The sequence below is a fragment of the Actinomycetospora sp. CA-084318 genome (assembly GCF_050955885.1).
Taxonomy (GTDB): Bacteria; Actinomycetota; Actinomycetes; order Mycobacteriales; family Pseudonocardiaceae; genus Actinomycetospora.
The window spans coordinates 3442041-3459218 of the sequence record NZ_CP192098.1 but is presented as its reverse complement, the minus strand read 5'-3'; the positions used below and the strand labels follow the sequence as shown (position 1 = coordinate 3459218).

21 protein-coding genes are annotated in these 17178 nt (G+C 73.3%); 9 read left to right on the top strand and 12 right to left on the bottom strand.

Annotated elements, in window-relative coordinates; all coding sequences use genetic code 11:
• Positions 1–2: 2 nt before the first annotated feature.
• Entirely contained in the window at positions 3–1097 is a 1095-nt protein-coding gene (locus ACQPYX_RS16900) for a serine/threonine-protein kinase (RefSeq protein WP_433798481.1), read from the top strand.
• A 3-nt stretch (positions 1098–1100) separates the two neighbouring features.
• On the opposite strand, the gene ACQPYX_RS16895 is transcribed toward ACQPYX_RS16900, so the two are convergent.
• From ACQPYX_RS16895 to ACQPYX_RS16875, 5 genes are all read right to left on the bottom strand, one after another.
• A complete protein-coding gene (locus ACQPYX_RS16895) occupies positions 1101–1634 on the bottom strand; it encodes a hypothetical protein (protein WP_433798480.1) in 534 nt (177 codons plus the stop codon).
• Positions 1635–1638: 4 nt separating this feature from the next.
• Positions 1639–2265, bottom strand: a complete 627-nt coding sequence (locus ACQPYX_RS16890; protein WP_433798479.1) for a class F sortase — start codon at positions 2263–2265, stop codon at positions 1639–1641.
• Positions 2266–2334: 69 nt separating this feature from the next.
• Positions 2335–2994 (bottom strand): hypothetical protein, encoded by a 660-nt coding sequence (locus ACQPYX_RS16885; RefSeq protein ID WP_433798478.1) that lies wholly within the window; start codon positions 2992–2994, stop codon positions 2335–2337.
• A 110-nt stretch (positions 2995–3104) separates the two neighbouring features.
• Positions 3105–3899, bottom strand: a complete 795-nt coding sequence (locus tag ACQPYX_RS16880; RefSeq protein ID WP_433798477.1) for a DUF1684 domain-containing protein — start codon at positions 3897–3899, stop codon at positions 3105–3107.
• A 119-nt stretch (positions 3900–4018) separates the two neighbouring features.
• On the bottom strand, positions 4019–4195 hold the full coding sequence (locus ACQPYX_RS16875) for a YegP family protein (RefSeq protein ID WP_433798476.1): 177 nt from the start codon (positions 4193–4195) through the stop codon (positions 4019–4021).
• A gap of 136 nt (positions 4196–4331) precedes the next feature.
• Here ACQPYX_RS16875 and ACQPYX_RS16870 point away from each other — a divergent pair, with 136 nt between their 5' ends.
• Positions 4332–5816, top strand: coding sequence for an amino acid permease (locus tag ACQPYX_RS16870; protein WP_433798475.1), 1485 nt, complete (start codon positions 4332–4334; stop codon positions 5814–5816).
• Here the strand turns inward: ACQPYX_RS16870 and kynA are convergent.
• Positions 5813–6664: a tryptophan 2,3-dioxygenase gene (gene kynA / locus ACQPYX_RS16865; protein WP_433798474.1), complete on the bottom strand. Its 852-nt coding sequence runs from the start codon at positions 6662–6664 to the stop codon at positions 5813–5815. The two genes, ACQPYX_RS16870 and kynA, sit on opposite strands and share 4 nt — an antisense overlap.
• Entirely contained in the window at positions 6661–6792 is a 132-nt protein-coding gene (locus tag ACQPYX_RS16860) for a hypothetical protein (RefSeq protein WP_433798473.1), read from the bottom strand. Before ACQPYX_RS16860 ends, kynA begins: the two co-directional genes overlap by 4 nt.
• A gap of 10 nt (positions 6793–6802) precedes the next feature.
• Here ACQPYX_RS16860 and ACQPYX_RS16855 point away from each other — a divergent pair, with 10 nt between their 5' ends.
• From ACQPYX_RS16855 to ACQPYX_RS16830, 6 genes are all read left to right on the top strand, one after another.
• On the top strand, positions 6803–7987 hold the full coding sequence (locus ACQPYX_RS16855) for a TIGR03617 family F420-dependent LLM class oxidoreductase (RefSeq protein WP_433798472.1): 1185 nt from the start codon (positions 6803–6805) through the stop codon (positions 7985–7987).
• On the top strand, positions 7977–8756 hold the full coding sequence (locus tag ACQPYX_RS16850) for a crotonase/enoyl-CoA hydratase family protein (RefSeq protein WP_433798471.1): 780 nt from the start codon (positions 7977–7979) through the stop codon (positions 8754–8756). Before ACQPYX_RS16855 ends, ACQPYX_RS16850 begins: the two co-directional genes overlap by 11 nt.
• Before the next feature lie 48 nt (positions 8757–8804).
• Positions 8805–9146 (top strand): hypothetical protein, encoded by a 342-nt coding sequence (locus ACQPYX_RS16845; protein ID WP_433798470.1) that lies wholly within the window; start codon positions 8805–8807, stop codon positions 9144–9146.
• 58 nt (positions 9147–9204) lie between these two features.
• Positions 9205–9732, top strand: a complete 528-nt coding sequence (locus ACQPYX_RS16840) for a hypothetical protein (RefSeq protein WP_433798469.1) — start codon at positions 9205–9207, stop codon at positions 9730–9732.
• Between the two features lie 70 nt (positions 9733–9802).
• On the top strand, positions 9803–10183 hold the full coding sequence (locus ACQPYX_RS16835) for a cupin domain-containing protein (protein ID WP_433798468.1): 381 nt from the start codon (positions 9803–9805) through the stop codon (positions 10181–10183).
• Between the two features lie 155 nt (positions 10184–10338).
• Complete coding sequence (locus ACQPYX_RS16830) at positions 10339–10584, top strand: hypothetical protein (protein ID WP_433798467.1); 246 nt, start codon at positions 10339–10341, stop codon at positions 10582–10584.
• On the opposite strand, the gene ACQPYX_RS16825 is transcribed toward ACQPYX_RS16830, so the two are convergent.
• Positions 10574–12145, bottom strand: coding sequence for a DHA2 family efflux MFS transporter permease subunit (locus ACQPYX_RS16825; protein WP_433798466.1), 1572 nt, complete (start codon positions 12143–12145; stop codon positions 10574–10576). The two genes, ACQPYX_RS16830 and ACQPYX_RS16825, sit on opposite strands and share 11 nt — an antisense overlap.
• Positions 12146–12205: 60 nt before the next feature.
• Entirely contained in the window at positions 12206–12766 is a 561-nt protein-coding gene (locus ACQPYX_RS16820; protein ID WP_433798465.1) for a TetR/AcrR family transcriptional regulator, read from the bottom strand.
• Positions 12767–12858: 92 nt separating this feature from the next.
• Here ACQPYX_RS16820 and ACQPYX_RS16815 point away from each other — a divergent pair, with 92 nt between their 5' ends.
• Positions 12859–13908: an aldo/keto reductase gene (locus tag ACQPYX_RS16815; RefSeq protein ID WP_433798464.1), complete on the top strand. Its 1050-nt coding sequence runs from the start codon at positions 12859–12861 to the stop codon at positions 13906–13908.
• A 1-nt stretch (position 13909) separates the two neighbouring features.
• Here the strand turns inward: ACQPYX_RS16815 and ACQPYX_RS16810 are convergent, their stop codons facing one another.
• The 3 genes from ACQPYX_RS16810 to ACQPYX_RS16800 are packed head-to-tail and all read right to left on the bottom strand — an operon-like array spanning position 13910 to position 17042.
• Complete coding sequence (locus tag ACQPYX_RS16810) at positions 13910–15184, bottom strand: alkaline phosphatase family protein (protein ID WP_433798463.1); 1275 nt, start codon at positions 15182–15184, stop codon at positions 13910–13912.
• Between the two features lie 50 nt (positions 15185–15234).
• The gene (locus tag ACQPYX_RS16805; RefSeq protein ID WP_433798462.1) at positions 15235–15738 is read right to left on the bottom strand and encodes an adenylyltransferase/cytidyltransferase family protein; all 504 of its coding nucleotides are present in this window, start codon (positions 15736–15738) and stop codon (positions 15235–15237) included.
• Positions 15735–17042, bottom strand: coding sequence for an acyl-CoA dehydrogenase family protein (locus ACQPYX_RS16800; RefSeq protein ID WP_433798461.1), 1308 nt, complete (start codon positions 17040–17042; stop codon positions 15735–15737). Before ACQPYX_RS16800 ends, ACQPYX_RS16805 begins: the two co-directional genes overlap by 4 nt.
• Between the last annotated feature and the right edge of the window lie 136 nt (positions 17043–17178).

Genomic DNA, 17178 nt, shown 5'->3' with positions numbered 1-17178 from the left:
CCGTGACCCGGCCCTACACCTCCGCCTTCGACGGCTCCGACGATCCCCGCGGGCCCGCCGACCCGGTGGTGCTCGGCGACCGCTACGAGCTCGTCGAGCTGCTCGGGCGCGGCGGGATGGCCGAGGTGCACCGGGCCCACGACCGGGACCTCGGTCGCGTGGTCGCGGTCAAACTGCTCCCCGAGGACCGGCGCGGGGACGACACCGACGCCCGCCGCCTGCGTGACGAGGCGCGGGCCGCGGCGGTGCTCAGCCACCCGCACGTGATCGCCGTGCACGACGTCGGGAGCTCCCCGCACGGCGTGTACGTCGTCATGGAGATGATCACCGGTCGGACCTGGGGCGACACCGTCCGGGAGCTGGGCCGCCCGGGCCTCGTCGAGACCGCCCGGGTCGGAGCCGCCGTCGCCTCGGCGCTCGCGCACGCCCACGAGCACGGCATCGTGCACCGCGACGTCAACCCGAACAACGTCATGCTGCTGCCCGACGGGACGCCGAAGCTCATGGACTTCGGCATCGCGAAGACCGAGGACGTGCCGGGCCTGACCGAGACCGGCAAGGTCGTCGGCACCGTCGCCTACATGTCGCCCGAGCAGGTCCGCGGCGAGCGGCTCGACGGGCGTTCCGACGTCTACTCCTTGGGCTGCTCGCTCTACGAGGTGCTCACCGGTCAGCCCCCGTTCCGCGGGGTGGGCGCGGCCGAGGTGGCCGCCCAGCGGCTGCGCCAGCCCCCGACACCGCTGCGCCAGGTCACCCCGACGATCCCGGTCGGGCTCGAGGACGTGGTGCTGCGGGCGATGTCGCTCGACGCGCGCGACCGGCCCGACGCCGCGACGTTGGGCCGCTCGCTGCACGACCTCGCCGAGCGCTACGCCGCCCCGCCGCCGCAGGAGGCGACCACCGAGGTCATCGATGCCGAGCCCGGACCCGGCACCGACCGCTCCCGAACGGCCGACCGGTCCGTCGAGGCCGACGACACCGCCCCGTCGTTCGACCCGCCCCCGCGCGGGTCCGGGATCCGGACGGCTGGAGTGGCCCTCGTCGTCGTGGGGGTCCTCGCCCTGATCGCCGTCGTCGTGCTGCTGACGCTGCGCTGAGCGCTACCCGGCCCGGAGTCGACGGCCCGCGGGAACGGCGACCCCCAGGAGCATGACGACCCCGGCGAGGAACCCGGAGACGAAGTGGGCGACCGGCGCGGACTCCGGGCCGCCGAGGATCCCGACGACCCCGCCCGCGACGGCGAGCACCACCATGACCGCGCCGAGGACGCGGAAGGGCCCGGCCCCCTCCGGCCACCACCGCGCGAACGCGAGGAAGTGCAGCCCGACGACGAGCACGATCCACGGGACGTTCAGCTGCGGGGCGACCCGCCCGAGGACCGCGAGCCCACCGAAGAGCGCGACGACCTCGACGCCGACGACGACCCGGTAGGACCGGGTCATCTCGAACGTGCCCGCCGAGCCGGTCGCGCGGCGGCCGCGGAGGTAGGCGAGGACCACGAGGACCACGGCCACGACGGCGAGCACCACCGCCACGAGGTGTGCGACGGTGCCGAGCAACCCGCCGTTGAGCACGACGAACAGGGCTCCGAAGAACACACCGATCAGCTGCCCGACCCCGAACTCCCCCGCCATCAGCTCACCGTAACGAGATCTCCCGGGCGAACACGACGGTGTTGTCGCGATAGCTGCGCGCGGCCGCGTCGAAGGACCCGCTGCACGTGATGAGGCGCAGCTCCGGGCCGGCGGTGCCGGAGTAGACGTCGGCGGTGGGGAACGCGTCCTTCGGGAACGAGCGCGTCGCGTAGACGACGAAGGTGATCACCCGCCCGTCCGCGCGGGTCACCGCGATCGGGTCGCCCGGCGCGAGCGCCCCGAGCCGGAAGAACACCGAGGGGCCGTTCTCCACCGAGTCGATGTGCCCGATGATCACCGACGGCCCCTGCTGCCCCGGGGTCACCGAGTACCGGTACCAGGCCGCGAGGTCGTAGAGCGGGCCCTTGGCGGGGACCTCCATCGTGCGGTCGGGGTTGAGTCCCACCGAGGTCACCGCCGAGTCGACCCCGATCTTCCCGACGACGATGCGCGCCGGTGGGGACGGCGGGGGCCCGGTCGGGACGGGGGTCGCCGGCGCGGTCGTCGCCGGCGGGGCCGGGAGCGCGCCCGCGTCCTGCTCGACCGGCGCCTGCTGCTGCGTCGTCACCGCGAGGACGATCGCGACGATCCCGACGACGGCGAGCAGCGCCGCCACCACGAGCAGCACCACCCGCCGTCGGGAACGGGTGGAGGGTGCCGACGCCGGGGCGTCGGCACCGTCCGGTCCGGTCGTCAGACCTCAGTCCTCGGTACGACGACGGGTCGCGGCCACCGCGACACCGCCGGCCGCGAGCAGCGCGAGGCCGCCCAGGCCGAACAGCTCGGGGTGCTCGACGCCGCTGGTGCTGCCGCCGCCGGTCTGCACGCCGCCGGACGGGGTCTGGCTCGGCGCGCCGCCGGTGCCGTTCGAGCCGTTCGAGCCGGTCCCGTTCGAGCCCGAGCCGTCCGAGGTCCCGCCGGTACCGGCCGCACCGCCCTGGCCGCCGGACTCGGCGTTGGCGCCGGCCTCGCCGTTCGACCCGTTACCGGTCCCGCCCTGGCCCGTGCCGCCCTGGCCGGTACCACCCTGGCCGGCACCGCCCTCGGCGCCGGGCTGCCCGGCCGCGCCACCTGCGGCGCCCCCCGCGGCCCCGCCGGCAGCGCCGCCCTCGGCCCCCGGCTGACCCGGAGCGCCCGGCTGGCCGGGCTGTCCCGGGGCTCCGGGCTGACCCGGCTGGCCGCCCTGCCCGGGCACGCCCGGGATGTTCGGCAGGTTCGACGGCACCGCGGTCGGCACGCCCGACGGCAGGTTCGGCACCTGCGGGGCCTGCCCACCGCCGGAGCACGCCCCCAGCGTGCCGATCGACAGTGCCGCAGCGGCCACCGTGTAGCCGACGCGACGTCGCATCGTGCGCGTCATCTCTCCTCCTCGATCTCGGTCAGATCACGATCGAGGGTTTTCATACCCGCTTCACAGCAAGTCACCCGGTCCGCGACACGAACACCCGCGGAAGTGATCAACGCGCGCGGTCAGCGGTCGTCGCGCTCCCCCGCCTCGACCGCGACGTCGAGGACGTTCTCCGCGGGCGGCAGCGGGCACGTGGCGTACGCGGTGAGCGCGCACGGCAGGTTGACGGTGCGGTTGAAGTCCAGCGTCAGCGACCCGTCGTCGGCCGGGTCGGCGGTGCGCAGGATGCGGCCGCCCCCGTAGGTCGACACCCCGCTCGTGGCGTCGCGAAAGTGCAGGGACAGCCCCTCCCCCTTGCCGGCGAGCGCGATCAGCTGCTGCTCGGTGCCCTCGAGGGTGAACGTCACGGTGCCCACGGCGGTCGGGAAGTGCTGCAGGCCGTCGACCACGGCGCCGACCGTGATCCGCTGCGGTTTTGGGTAGGCCTCGTAGCGTCCGGTGACCACCCAGCGTGCGTCCACCGGGAACGCCGGGACGCCGGTGAACGCCTGACGGGTCGGGGCCTGCGGGTCGCGCACGCGCAACGCGTAGGAGTCGGTGCGCCGGGCCAGCTCGACGACCCGCTCGCCGACCGTCACGAGCACCCCGGGGGCGCCGTCGACCGGCCGGACCGTGGCCGTGCCGTCGACGGTCGTCCCGTCCACCGCGACACCGTCGGAGGCCGCCGCGGTGATCTCCACCGTGCCGTCGCCGGCCGCGCGCCACGTGCCGGGCAGGTCGGCGACCGGGCGGGCCGTGTCGTCGAGCCACTCCAGCGCGGTCAGCGACAGCCATCCGTGGGGCTCGCGCAGCGTGGCCTCGCGCTCGTCGTGCCAGCGCTGCCAGTCCGTGGTCAGGTCCTCCGCGACACTCGTCATACCGGTGCCAACCCCCGTGCCCGGCCCACGATTCCGCGCAGTCCCACCCACGGCACGGGCCGGCGGCCCGCTCGGAGCTCCGGGCGGGCCGCCGGCCCGTGGGTGCCGTGCCCGGGTGGCTAGACCTCGGTGACGCTCGCGCCGTCCGCGGCCTTCTGCACCGACTCGCAGCCCTTCCTGGCCGCGGCCTTGGTCTCGTAGGCCTCGCCGCTCGCGACGATCTGTCCGTTGCTGGCCTTGAGTCGGAACCGGAACTTGCCCGACTTGTCCTCGTAGACCTCGAACTTGCCCGCCATGACGGCCTCCCCGTGTCAGGCTTGGGTGTGAACCTGCTGGTCAGGGCGGAGGCTAGCGCCACCCGACGTCGGACGGGAACTCCGGCGCAGCGCGGCGCGTCGCGCTATTTGCTGACGCTCACTAAGGTCCGCGGGCATGGTCGAACCGTCGACGGCGTCCTCGCCGCAGGATTCCCTCGCCCGCGAGGAGGAGGGCTACCAGAAGGCGCTCAAGCCCCGACAGGTCCAGATGATCGCGATCGGGGGCGCGATCGGCACGGGCCTGTTCCTCGGCGCCGGCGGCCGCCTCGCCAGCGCCGGTCCGGCGCTGTTCCTCGTCTACGCGTTCTGCGGCGCCTTCGTCTTCCTGATCCTGCGGGCGCTCGGCGAACTGGTCCTGCACCGCCCGTCGTCGGGATCGTTCGTCTCCTACGCCCGCGAGTTCTACGGCGAGAAGGCGGCCTACGCCGCGGGCTGGCTGTATTTCCTGAACTGGGCGATGACCTCGATCGTCGACACCACCGCGATCGCGACCTACATGCACTACTGGACGGTCTTCCAGGTGGTGCCGCAGTGGACGATCGCCCTGATCGCGCTGCTGATCGTCCTGACGATGAACCTGATCTCGGTGAAGCTCTTCGGTGAGATCGAGTTCTGGGCGGCGCTGATCAAGGTCGCGGCACTGGTGCTGTTCATCGTGATCGGCGCGGTGTTCCTCGTCGGGCGCTTCGAGGTGGAGGGCCGCCCGACCGGGTTCGGCATGATCGCCGACTCCGGCGGCTTCCTGCCCACCGGCGTGCTGCCGCTCGTCGTCGTGGTCAGCGGCGTGGTGTTCGCCTACGCCGCCGTCGAGCTCGTCGGGACCGCGGCCGGGGAGACCGAGAACCCGGAGAAGGTGATGCCGCGGGCGATCAACTCGGTGATCCTGCGGATCGCCGTGTTCTACGTCGGGTCGCTGGTGCTGCTCGCCCTGCTGCTGCCCTACACGCTGTACTCGAAGACCGAGAGCCCGTTCGTCACGTTCTTCTCCCACATCGGGTTCGCGGGCTCCGGCTCGATCATGAACCTCGTCGTGCTCACCGCGGCCCTCTCCAGCCTCAACGCCGGGCTCTACTCGACCGGCCGGATCCTGCGGTCGATGGCGATGAACGGCAGCGCGCCGCGCTTCACGGGCCGGATGAACGGCAACGGCGTCCCGTGGGGCGGGATCGTCCTGACCTCGTGCATCACGCTGCTCGGCGTCGTGCTCAACGCGTTCCAGCCGGGCGAGGCCTTCGAGATCGTCCTCAACGTCGCGTCGCTCGGGATCATCGCGTCCTGGGGCACGATCGTGCTCTGCCAGCTGCGGCTGTACTCGTGGTGGAAGCAGGGCCGGGTCGAGCGGCCGGCGTTCCGGCTGCCGGGCGCGCCGGTCACCGGCTGGCTCACGCTGGCCTTCCTCGTCGCCGTGCTCGTGCTGACCGGCTTCGACTACCCCATCGGCACCTGGACCGTCGCGAGCCTCGTCGTGATCGTCCCGGCCCTCGTCGTCGGCTGGTTCCTGTGCCGCGACCGCATCCGCGCCGCCGCCCTGGAGCGCAACGCGATCACCGGGCGGTACCCGGTGGTGGCCGAGCGGCCGCCCCGGGAGGACGAGGACTAGAGCGCCGTGCGCACCGCGTAGAGCTCCGGGAAGAACGTCAGCTCGAGTGCCCGCCGCAGGAAGCCCGCGCCGCTCGAGCCACCGGTCCCCCGGCGGAACCCGATGGTGCGCTCCACGGTCTTGAGGTGGCGGAACCGCCAGAACTGCATGTTCTCCTCGATGTCGACGAGCTCCTCGCACGTCTCGTAGAGGTCCCAGAAGCGGTCCGGGTCGGCGTAGATGCCGCGGAACACCTCGACGAGGCCCTCGTTCTCGACGTGCGCCCGCGTCACGTCCCGGTCCAGCAGCTCGGGCGGGACGGGGTGGCCGCGGCGGGCGAGCAGGCGCAGGAACTCGTCGTAGAGGCTCGGCCGCTCCAGGGCCTCGGTGAGCACCCGCTGCGCGGTCGGGTCGTCGGCGAAGAGATCGAGCATGGCGGCGTTCTTGTTGCCGAGCAGGAACTCGACCGCGCGGTACTGGTAGCTCTGGAATCCCGACGACGTGCCGAGGAAGCCCCGGAACTCGTGGTACTCGCTCGGGGTGAGCGTGGCGAGCACCGACCACTGCTCGATGAGCTGGCGCTGCACGTGCTTGACCCGCGCGAGCCGCTTGAGCGCGAGCGAGAGCTCGTCGCGGGCGAGGTCGTCGCACGCGGTCAGCAGCTCGTGCAGCGCCAGCTTCAGCCACAGCTCCGAGGTCTGGTGCTGGATCACGAACAGCATCTCGTCGTGGTGGTCGCTGCGCGGGTGCTGGGCCGTGAGCAGCTCGTCGAGGTGCAGGTAGCGCCCGTACGACAGGTTCTCGGTGAAGTCCCGGACGATCTCCTGCTCGAGGTCGCGGGTGTTGTCCCGCCGATCCTGCGTCGTCATCGCTCGATCTCCTCCCCGCAGCGCGGACACGTTCCCGACGACCGGTCCTCCGGGTCGGGCATGGCCCCGCACGCGGGGCAGAGCAGGTGGGCCCAGCAGACGGGATCGCCACCGGAGTCGTCGGACATGGTGCCCAGGGTGCACCAGCAGCGGTCGTCGGGAAGGCTCGCCGGTGTGCGCCTGGAGACGCTGCTCCCGCTCGGCAAGGTCGACCCGGGCCTGCGCGCCCCGGAGACCCCGCTCGATCTGCACGCGGTCGCGGGGACCGCCCGGTTCCTGGAGGAGATCGGCTACGGCGGGATCGCCGTCGAGGAGACGAAGGACGACCCGTTCGTCGTCCTCGCCCTCGCCGCCGCGGCGACGTCGCGGCTGCGCACCACCACCGCCGTCTCGATCGCCTTCCCGCGCAGCCCGACGGTGATGGCGCTGCAGGCGTGGACCCAGCAGAAGCTGTCCGGCGGGCGGTTCACCCTCGGGCTCGGGACGCAGGTCCGCGGGCACATCCGGCGGCGGTACGGGATGGAGTGGCACCCGCCGGCGCCGTGGATGCGGGAGTACGTGCAGGCGGTGCGGGCCGTGTGGGACACCTGGCAGCACGGGACCCCGCTCGACTTCTCGGGCGAGCACTACCGGCTCGACCTCATGGTCCCGCTGTTCGACGCCGGGCCGATCGAGCACCCCGACATCCCCGTGCACCTCGCCGCGGTCAACCCGTACATGTGCGCCGTGGCCGGGGAGGTCGCCGACGGCATCCGACCGCACCCGGTGTGCACCCCGAGCTACATCGCCGAGGTGATGCTGCCGGCAGTCCGCCGCGGCGCCGCGCGCTCGGGTCGCCCGCTGGACGACTTCCGGGTGTGCATGAAGCCCCTGGTCGCCTCCGCGCGGACGGACGAGGAGCTGGCGCGCAAGGTCGAGGACGCGCGGGCCCGCATCGCGTTCTACGCCTCGACGCCGGGCTATCGCGCCGCCTTCGACCACCTCGGGCTCTCCGACCTCGCCACCGAGGCGAAGGAGCTCTCGAAGGCGCAGCGCTGGGAGGCGCTCCCGGGCATGATCGACGACGAGACGCTGGACCGGTTCGTCGTGATCGGACGGCACGACGAGATCGGCCGGCGGCTGCTGGACCGGTACGCCGCCGTGGTCACGGACGTCGAGTTCTCGATCGCGGTGGCCGACGACGCGGACCGCGGGACGCTGCGCTCGCTGGCCGCCGAGGTGCAGGGTGCGGACGACGGCGCGGCGCGCGCGGAGATTCTCGGAGACGGAGCGCAGCGGAGCTCGACCGCTGCGGAGGGAGAGGGGACTGCTGGTGTCCGATGAGGTGCGGGTCGAGACGGCCGACGGGATCACCGTCATCACGCTCGACCGTCCGAAGGCGCTCAACGCGATCAACTCGGTCGTCGCCACGGCGCTCGGGCGGGCGCTGCGGGCGGCGGACGACGACGACGCGGTGCGCGCGATCGTCGTGACCGGCACCGGTCGCGCCTTCAGCGCGGGTGCCGACCTCAAGGCCGTCGCCCAGGGCGACACGCTCTCCGACGCCGACCACCCGGAGTGGGGCTTCGGCGGCTTCGCCCGGCAGGCCGTCGCGACGCCGATGATCGCCGCGGTCAACGGCCTCGCCTTCGGTGGTGGCTGCGAGCTCATGCTGTCCTGCGACCTCGCGATCGTCGACGAGAACGCCCAGCTCGGTCTCCCGGAGGTCACCCGGGGCCTGGTCGCCGCCGCGGGCGGCCTGATCCGGCTCCCGCAGCGCATCCCGCGGGCGGTCGCGCTGGAGATCGCGATGACCGGCGCGCCGATCAGTGCGGCCCGGGCGTACGAGCTCGGCCTCGCCAACCGCGTCGCGCCGGCCGGGACGGCGCTGGAGGCTGCGCGGGCGATGGCGGCGACGATCGCCGCGAACGCGCCGGTCGCGGTCCGCGAGTCGAAGGGCCTGATGATCGCGGCGGCCCACCTGGACGAACTCGGCGACGAGGCGTGGGACGCCAACTCCGAGGTCCGGAAGCGCATCTTCGCGAGCGAGGACGCGAAGGAGGGGCCTCGGGCGTTCGCCGAGAAGCGCGCCCCGCAGTGGACCGGCCGCTGAGTAGTCTCCCGCTCCCAGGGAGCCCGTCGGCCGACGACGCTCGGCGCCGTGACCGCTCTGCTCGGACTGTCCTTCGTCGCGCTCGTCGTGCTCGGTGGTGCGGCCAGTCTGTCCGCATCGCTCGCGTTCGCGATGGCGAGCGCGGACCCCTCGGGCGGGCCGCTCCTGCGTCTCCTGATCTTCCCGGCGATCGTCAGCTGGTGGATCTGGTTGGTCCTCGGGATCCGTCAGGCGTACCGGGCGTTCGCGACGACGGGGTGGGACGCGCTGGGTGCCGGGGCCCTCGGCTGGGGCATCTTCGTCGGCGGTGGGGCTGCGACGGTCGCCGTCTTCTTCGGCCTGGCGAGGATGGAGGCTGCCCTGGCGCGGCGCCGCTCGTCCCGCGGGTGACCCGTCGCTCCCGTTCCGACGTCGCGATGATCGTCGGGCGCGGCTAGCGTCGCCGTCCGTGGCGTCGGACCTGCCGTCGTTCGCCGCGTCGCGGTCGCTCGCCGAGACGTTGCTGGCGGACCACCTCCCCGAGCGGTGGCGACACACCCAGGCCCGCGCCCGCGAGGCCGTCCGACTCGCGGGTCTGACCGGGGTCGACCGGGACGCCCTGCTCCACGCCGCGGTCCTGCTCGACGTCGGCCGCTCCCCCGTCGCGGTGCGCACGGGGTTCCCGCCGCTCGACGCGGCCCGCTTCCTGCGGGTCCGGGGCTACCCGGTGCGGCTGCTGGGTCTCGTCGCGCACCAGTTGGCCGCCGAGGTCGAGGCGGAGCAGGTCGGGGTGGACCTGAGCGGCTACGAGCGGGAGGAGTCGGCCACCGTGGACACCCTGTGGTGGTGCGCTCTGGTCGCCGACCTCGCTGCGGCGCCCCTCGCCCTCCCCGACGGGCGCGCGGACACCGACGGGCGCCGGCGGGACGCGACGCGAGGTGCGGTGGCGCGGACCCGCGCACGCCTCGACGCGGCGGGGCTGTCCGTCGTGCCGTGAGGCCGGGCGTGATCTCACCGCTCTCCGACCGACATCGGCCCGTCATCGCAGCGGCGAAGGCTGCTCACCCGTGAGCGCCCCGCCCGAGCCCGTCGACCTCGTGGTCACCGACACCACCACCGCCGAGTGGCAGGACTTCCCGGTGCCGGCGATCGGTGCCGTGCTCGAACACGTCCCGCTCGTCGACGACCCCGAGACCGGCATGATGATGGTCAAGATGGTCTACCGGGCCGGCTTCGTGAACCCGTGGCACACGCACCCCTGCGGGCACGGGATCTACGTGCTCTCGGGGACCTTGCGGACCCACCAGGGCACCTACGGACCGGGCAGCTTCGTCTGGTTCCCCGAGGGCGGATCGATGGAGCACGGTGCCACCGACGACGGCGACTGCACGTTCCTGTTCGTCACGAACAAGCCGTTCGACATCCACCATCTCCACCCGAGCGCCTGAGCCCTCACACCCGCCGCCAGGGGCGGTTGTGTCTGGGTTGTCGGGTGGGGTCGAGCCACGTCGGTGGGGTGAACCAGGGCAGGTGGTCGAGCATGTGGACCTGCCAGCCGCCGTGGTGGACGAGGTCGTGGTGATACCGACACAGGCAGACGAGGTTGTCGGGTTCGGTGTGGTGCCTCGGCCGGGCGCACCTCGACCTGCCCGCCGCGACGGTCGCCGAGTTCGCCCCGGGCGGCGCCGTCGTCGACGTCGTCGACCCCACGACCTGTCGGCTGACGATGGGCGCCTGGTCCTGGATCGGGCTCGCCGGGCTCTACCTCACCTTCGGCGCACGGCTGTCCCACGTCGAGCCGGCCGCCCTGCGCGAGGCGTTCGTCGAGGCGCGGGGCCTCACTCCATGACGGCCGGACCCGCGGACGAGGCCGGCGCCGGCCCGGAGCGCAGCCGGAAGGCGAGCAGGACCCCGACCGCGGTGAGGACCGCCGTCACCATCATGAGGTCGTCGATCGCGGTGACGAAGGCGTGCGCCTGCACCTGGGAGTAGCTCAGGTACTGCTCGAGCATCGGCGTGTGCGGCGCCATGTGCATCGCCGCGCCGGTGTCACTGCCCTCCTGCGCCTGCTGCGACGACAGCAGTGCCGTGAGCGCCGCGAGCCCCATCGCCGAGGTGGTCCGCTGCGTGACGTTGTTGAACGCGCTCGCGCCGGAGACGCGGTCGGGCGGGACCGCGGAGATGCCCCCGGTCATGATCGGCATCATCGCGAGGCCCATCCCGACGGCCCGGAACACGAGGATCCACCGCAGCTCGCTCCACGACGTGTCGATCGACAGGTCGCGCAGCATCCACGTCCCGACGGCCAGGATCGTCAGGCCGATCACGGCCGGCCACCGCGGTCCGATCCTGTCGTACAGCCGCCCCGCCACCGGCATGAGCAGCCCCATCACGAGCGCCTGCGGCAACAGCAGCAGCCCCGTGTCGAACGCCCCGAGCCCCTGGCTCTGCTGCAGGAAGAGCGGGATGAAGAACAGCACCCCGAACAGGCCCACCGACAGCACGGCGATGAGCAGCAACGAGTTGGTGAACGGCCAGTACGAGAACACGCGCACGTCCAGCAGCGGCTGGTCGACCTCCAGCTCGATCACCACGAACAGCGCGAGCGAGAGCAGCCCGACCGTCAGCAGGATGAGCACCGGGTACGACGTCCAGCCCCACGACTGTCCCTCGGACAGCGCCAGCAGCAACGAGAACAGACCCACGGCGATCGTCAGGAAGCCCAGGACGTCGAAGCGCTTGCCGCGCGCGCCCCTGCCCATCGGCAGCCACACGACGGCCGCGATCGCGCCGACGATGCCGATCGGGACGTTGATGAAGAAGATGAGCCGCCAGTCCACGTACTCGACGAGGTAGCCGCCGAGGGTCGGCCCGACGGCCGGCGCGAACACGATCCCCAGCCCGTACATGCCCATCGCCGCGCCGATCCGTTCGCGCGGCACGATCTGGTAGACCATCGACAGCGCGACGACCGGGATGATGCCGCCCGGGATCGCCTGCAGGATGCGGAACGCGATCATCGAGTTGATGTCCCACGCGAGCCCGCACAGCGCGGAGCCCAGCCCGAACCCGACGAGCGAGAGCACGTAGGCCCGCCCGAGGCCCAGCCGCTCCCCCAGCCACGCGCTCACCGGCACGATCACGCCGAGCGCGAGCGAGTAGGCCGTCGACACCCACTGGATCTCGTCGGTGGTGACCCCGAAGTCCTTCTGCATCGACGGGATCGCGACGTTGACGATGCTGACGTCGAGCACCGACATGAACATGCCGGTGACGAGCACGAGCAGCGCCACGATCCACGGCGTGCCCGTTCCCGACGACGCACCCTGCCGCACCGGCGCAGGCGCCTGCAGCTCCGTCGGCGCCGCCGGGGTGGTCTCGACGGCGGGTGCGTCCGCGGTCGTCGTCATGCGCGGATTCTGCCACCCGCGACGGCCCGGAAACACCTCACTGCGGCCTATCCGTGCAGGTCAGCACCCTGATCGTCCTGTTCGTCCGGTCCCGGACGCCGTAAGGCCGTCCACCGCCAGGTCGAGCAACCGGTCCGCCTGGGCGCCCTCGGGCACGCGCCAGACGGAGCTCATGAGCATCAGCACGTCGTCGGGATCGAGTCCCGGGCGGATGCTGCCGTCCGCCTCGCCCGCGGCGAGCAGGGCACCGATCGCCCCGATCACCGGCCCGTAGGACTCGGCGTTCGCGGCCTCGTGGCCCGCCGTCGTCAGCGCGTCGCCGAGGCCCAGCTTGATCCTGATCAACCCGGCGAGCTGTGCGAACCACGCCCGCAACGCGACCAGCGGCGGCCCGGTCGCCAGGAGCTCGGGGATGCGGTCGACGAGGCGCTGCACCTCGGCGCGGTGGACCGCGAGGACGAGCGCCTCCCGGTTCGGGAAGTGCCGGTACAACGTGCCGGCGCCGACCCCGGCCAGCTTGGCCACCGCGTTCAGCGACGTCGACCCGTCGCGCGCGAGGGCCTCCGCGGCCACCTCCAGGATGCGCGCCCGGTTCTGGCGCGCGTCGGCCCGCTCGACCATGCCCCTCCTCGACGAAACGGAGAGTTCTCCGGTAGCGTCGGCAGCGATGCGGAGAACTCTCCGTATCCGACCACGATGCCGGAGGATCGGCAATGCGCTACATCAAGCTCGGCTCGACCGGACTGGACGTCTCCCCCGTGGCGATCGGCGCCATGACCTACGGGGAGCCCGGCCGGGGCCACCCCGTCTGGTCGCTCGACGAGCAGGACGCGCGCCCGTTGATCGAGCACGCGCTCGAGGTCGGCATCAACCTCTTCGACACCGCGAACATGTACTCGAACGGCTCCAGCGAGGAGATCCTCGGGCGCGTGCTGCGGGACGTCGCCGACCGGGACGCCGTGGTGATCGCGACGAAGCTGCGCCACCCGATGCGCACCGGCCCGAACGCGGGCGGGCTCTCCCGCAAGGCGATCATGACCGAGGTCGAGCACAGCCTGACCCGCCTCGGCACCGATCACATCGACCTCTACCAGGTGCACCGCAACGACCACGGCACCCCGCTGGAGGAGACGCTCGAGGCCCTCGACGCCCTCGTCCGGTCGGGCAAGGTCCGCTACCTGGGCGCGTCGTCGATGCACGCCTGGGAGTTCGCGAAGGCGCTGCACCTGCAGGCCCGGCACGGGTGGGCGCGGTTCGTCTCGATGCAGGACCACTACAACCTGCTCGCCCGCGAGGAGGAGCGCGAGATGATCCCGCTCTGTCTCGACGAGGGCGTCGGCACGATCGTCTGGAGCCCGCTCGCCCGCGGCCGGCTCGCCCGGCCGTGGGACGACGCCCGGGCCACCGCCCGGGCCGAGACCGACGGCGACTTCGCCGACCTGCTCTACCCGCCGTCGACGCAGGCGGCGGACCGCGCGATCGTGGACGCCGTCGGGACGATCGCGGAGGCCCGCGGCGTCTCGCGCGCGCAGATCGCGCTGGCCTGGCTGCACCGGCAGCCCGTGGTCACGGCCCCGCTGGTCGGGGCGGGCAGCATCGCCCAGATCGACGACGCCGTCGCCTCGCTCGACGTCGAGCTCACCGACGACGAGGTGCGCGCGCTCGAGGCGCCCTACACCCCGCGGCACGACTTCCAGGGCATCTCCGACGAGCGCGAGATGGCCGCGATCCGGGCGCGGGTCCCCGGGATGGCGCTGACCTGAGTCAGGTCCCGACGATCATCGGGGCGGGGTCGTCCGGCAGCGCGAGGGTGCGGCGCGGGGACGGCCGGTGGCCGAGGAAGTCGGGCCGGTTCGCGTGGCCGAACAGGAGCGGCAGCAGCTCGGCGGCCGTGATCCGCCCGTACCAGCCGTCCGCGGCCGGCCGTTCCCCGAAGGCCGTCACGGGGTCGGGTCGGACGGTCGGGCCGGCGACGACGAGCGGGGTCGGGTCGCCGGTGTGCAGCACGCCGCCGGTCGACGGCGTCGCGTGGTCGCCGGTCACGGCCACCACCGCGTGGTCGGCGAGCTCCAGCAGCCCGGCGAGCCCGGGGTCGGCCGCCTCCAGCACCTCGAGCTTCGCCCGCGGCCGCTTCGTGTGCCCGGCCTCGTCGGTGGCCTTCGTGTGGACGTGGACGAACCGCGCTCCGGCGTCGACCAGCTCGCCGGCGGCGTCCAGCCGGGCCGCGAGGTCGTCCCCGACGTCGGGTACGGGAACCAGGTGCCGCGCGTCCATCCCGAGCAGGGCGGCGATCCCGCGGTACAGGCCGGTGGACGTGACGGCCGCCCCGGCGACGCCGGTGACCTCGGTGAAGGACGGCAGCGAGTCCCGGCGACCGGACCACTTCGTCGTCAGGACGTCGAGGGGCGGGCGCCCCCAGCGCCGTCGGTTCACCGGGTGCCCGACCAGCGTCCGCCGGGCCTCGTGCAGGAACGCCGTCAACGTCTCCGCCGTGTCGGACGCCGACGGCACGCACGGCTGCACGGCGAGCCAGGGGTGCCGGTCCTCGAAGAAGGGGTCGGAGTCCGTCACCGCCCCGTCGTCGTGACCGGGCAGGACGAGCAGCGCCTCCCCGCGCCGCCCGAGCGGCCGCATCTCGACCCCGTGCTCGGCCGCCACCGGGGCCAGGGCGTCGAACAGCGCGGCTGCGTCGGCGGCGTCGTCGGGAGCGCACCGTCCCGTGATCCAGACCCGGCCGTCCTCGACGCGCGAGGCGCGCAGCGCGGCGTGGGTGACCGCGACCCCCGTCGGGACGTCGATCCCCGCGCCGAGCGCCTCCAGCACCGCCCGGCCGGGGAACGGGACGTCGCCGAACCCGAACATCGCCCAGTGCGCGAGCTCCGAGGCCGGCGCGCGACCCCAGCCGAACGGCAGGTGCCACCCGGAGCAGCCGCGGGCGGCGAGCGCGTCGAGGACCGGGATGTGGGCGGCCTCCGCCGGGGTCCGGTGGTCGAGCTCCGGAATCGGGCGGTCGCCGAGCCCGTCGAGGACCACGAGCACCGCCGGCAGGCGGTCGTCGACGAGTCGCGGCTGGGTCTCGCCGTGGGCGATCAGAGCAGGCTCCGCAGCACCGGCACGGTCGCCGCGGGCACCAGCGGCTCCCAGGACCCGTCGTCGAACGCCGCGCGGATGTCGGTCGCGTCGAGCTTCGCGTCGGGGTCGCCGACGAGCACCGTCACGGCGTAGCCGCCCGCCCGCAGCTGCGCGGCCTTCTCCACCTCCCAGTCCGAGTACGCCCGCACGTACTGCTGCGCGTCCAGCGGCACGTACTCGCCCCAGACCTCGGGCCGGGTGAGGTCGAACGGCACCACGGTCGCCGTCAGGCCCGCCCCCGCGAGCGCGGCGGTCAGCAGCCGGACCCGCTGGTGGAAGGTGAACGGGTTCGCCGCGTCGGTGTGCCGGTGCTGCGAGGTGGCTTCCCGACGACGCGCCCCGCGGTCCGGGTTCGTCACGGCCACCACGAGCTCGTCGTGGTGGGCGAGCGCGTGGGCGAACAGCTCGAGGTGCTGGGCGTGCACCGGCTGGAAGCGACCCGTGACGGCGGCGAGGGTCACCGCAGCAGGCCCCGGGCGATGGCGTTGCGCTGGATCTCGTCGGTCCCCGCCGGGATCTTGAGGTTCCGCGCGATGCGGAACAGCTTCTCCTCGGGCGAGCCGCGGCGGAGCCCCGCACCCCCGTGGACCTGCATCGCGCGGTCGGCGACCCGGAAGAACGCCTCGTCGTTGATCACCTTGAGCAGGCTCATCAGGCGCGGGCCCGCGGGGTCGAGCGGGACCGCCGCCGGGCCGCCGGGCAGCGCCTCGAGGTCGACCTGCAGCTGCAACGACGCGGCCCGCGCCGTGTACACGTCGGCGTCCATGTCGGCGAGCATGTGCGCGACGACCTGCTGGTCGGCGATCGGGCGGCCGCCGACCGTGCGGGTCCGGGCGCGGGCGACCGCCCGCTCCAGCAGCCACTGCCCCCACCCGGCGCACATCCCGCCGCGGATCATGCGGCGCCAGTTGATCCAGGTCATGGCCAGCGCGAACCCGTCGCCGGGCTCCCCCACGACGTCCTCGGCCGGGATGCGGACGCCGTCGAAGTGGAGCTCGCCGGTGAGGCCGTCGTCGAGCATCGTCGGGATGTCGCGGCCGCGGGCGACGCCGGGCGCGCGGGCGTCGACGAGGAACATCGTCAGGCTGCGGGTGCCGGCACCGGGGTCGGTGACCGCGGTGACCTGGATGACGTCGCAGAAGTGGGCGTTGGTGATCCAGGCCTTGTGGCCGTCGAGGATCCAGTCGTCGCCGTCGCGGCGGGCGTGGGTGGTGATCGCCAGGACGTCGGTGCCGACGCTCGGCTCGGTGTTGGCGAACGCGGCGGTGATCTCGGCGCGCTTGAGCGGGTCGACCCAGTGCTCGCGCGCGGCGGGGGTGCAGTACTCGATGGCGTCGTTCGGCCCCTCGGTCCAGGCCAGGGCGGCCAGGCCCAGACCGAGCCCGCTGCGGTGGTAGACGAACTCCTCGACGTGCTGCATCTCCGGGCGGGTGAAGCGGGTGGTGTCCGGGCCCGGGACGTGCGGGGCGTACAGCCCGGCCGCCGCCGACCGGCGCTGCGCCTCGCGGCGCGCCTCCCACACCGCCGGGTGCATCCGGCCGGCCTCGTCGAGGTGCGGGTTGAACGGCGTCCCGACGTCCTGGCGCGCCAGCTCCTCCTCGAGCGGCCCGACCTCGATCTCCAGGAACGTGCCGAACCGCTCCCGGTAGTGCTCGACCCGCTCGGTCCGGCCCGCTGCTTCGGCGCGCAGCGGAGGTGAGCTGCCGGGTGCTGCGGCAGGCAGCGCAGCGGAGCTGCCGCGCGGGATGCCCGATGCTGTGGTCATGGGCAGTGATCTACCGGTCCGTCCGCCCGCGCGCCACCTCCGGCCCCCGAGCAAGATCACGACGCGCCGCGCGATCTGCTCGCTCAGCGCGCAGATCGCTCGGCCGGTTCGAATCTTGTCGGGGCACGGCTACGGT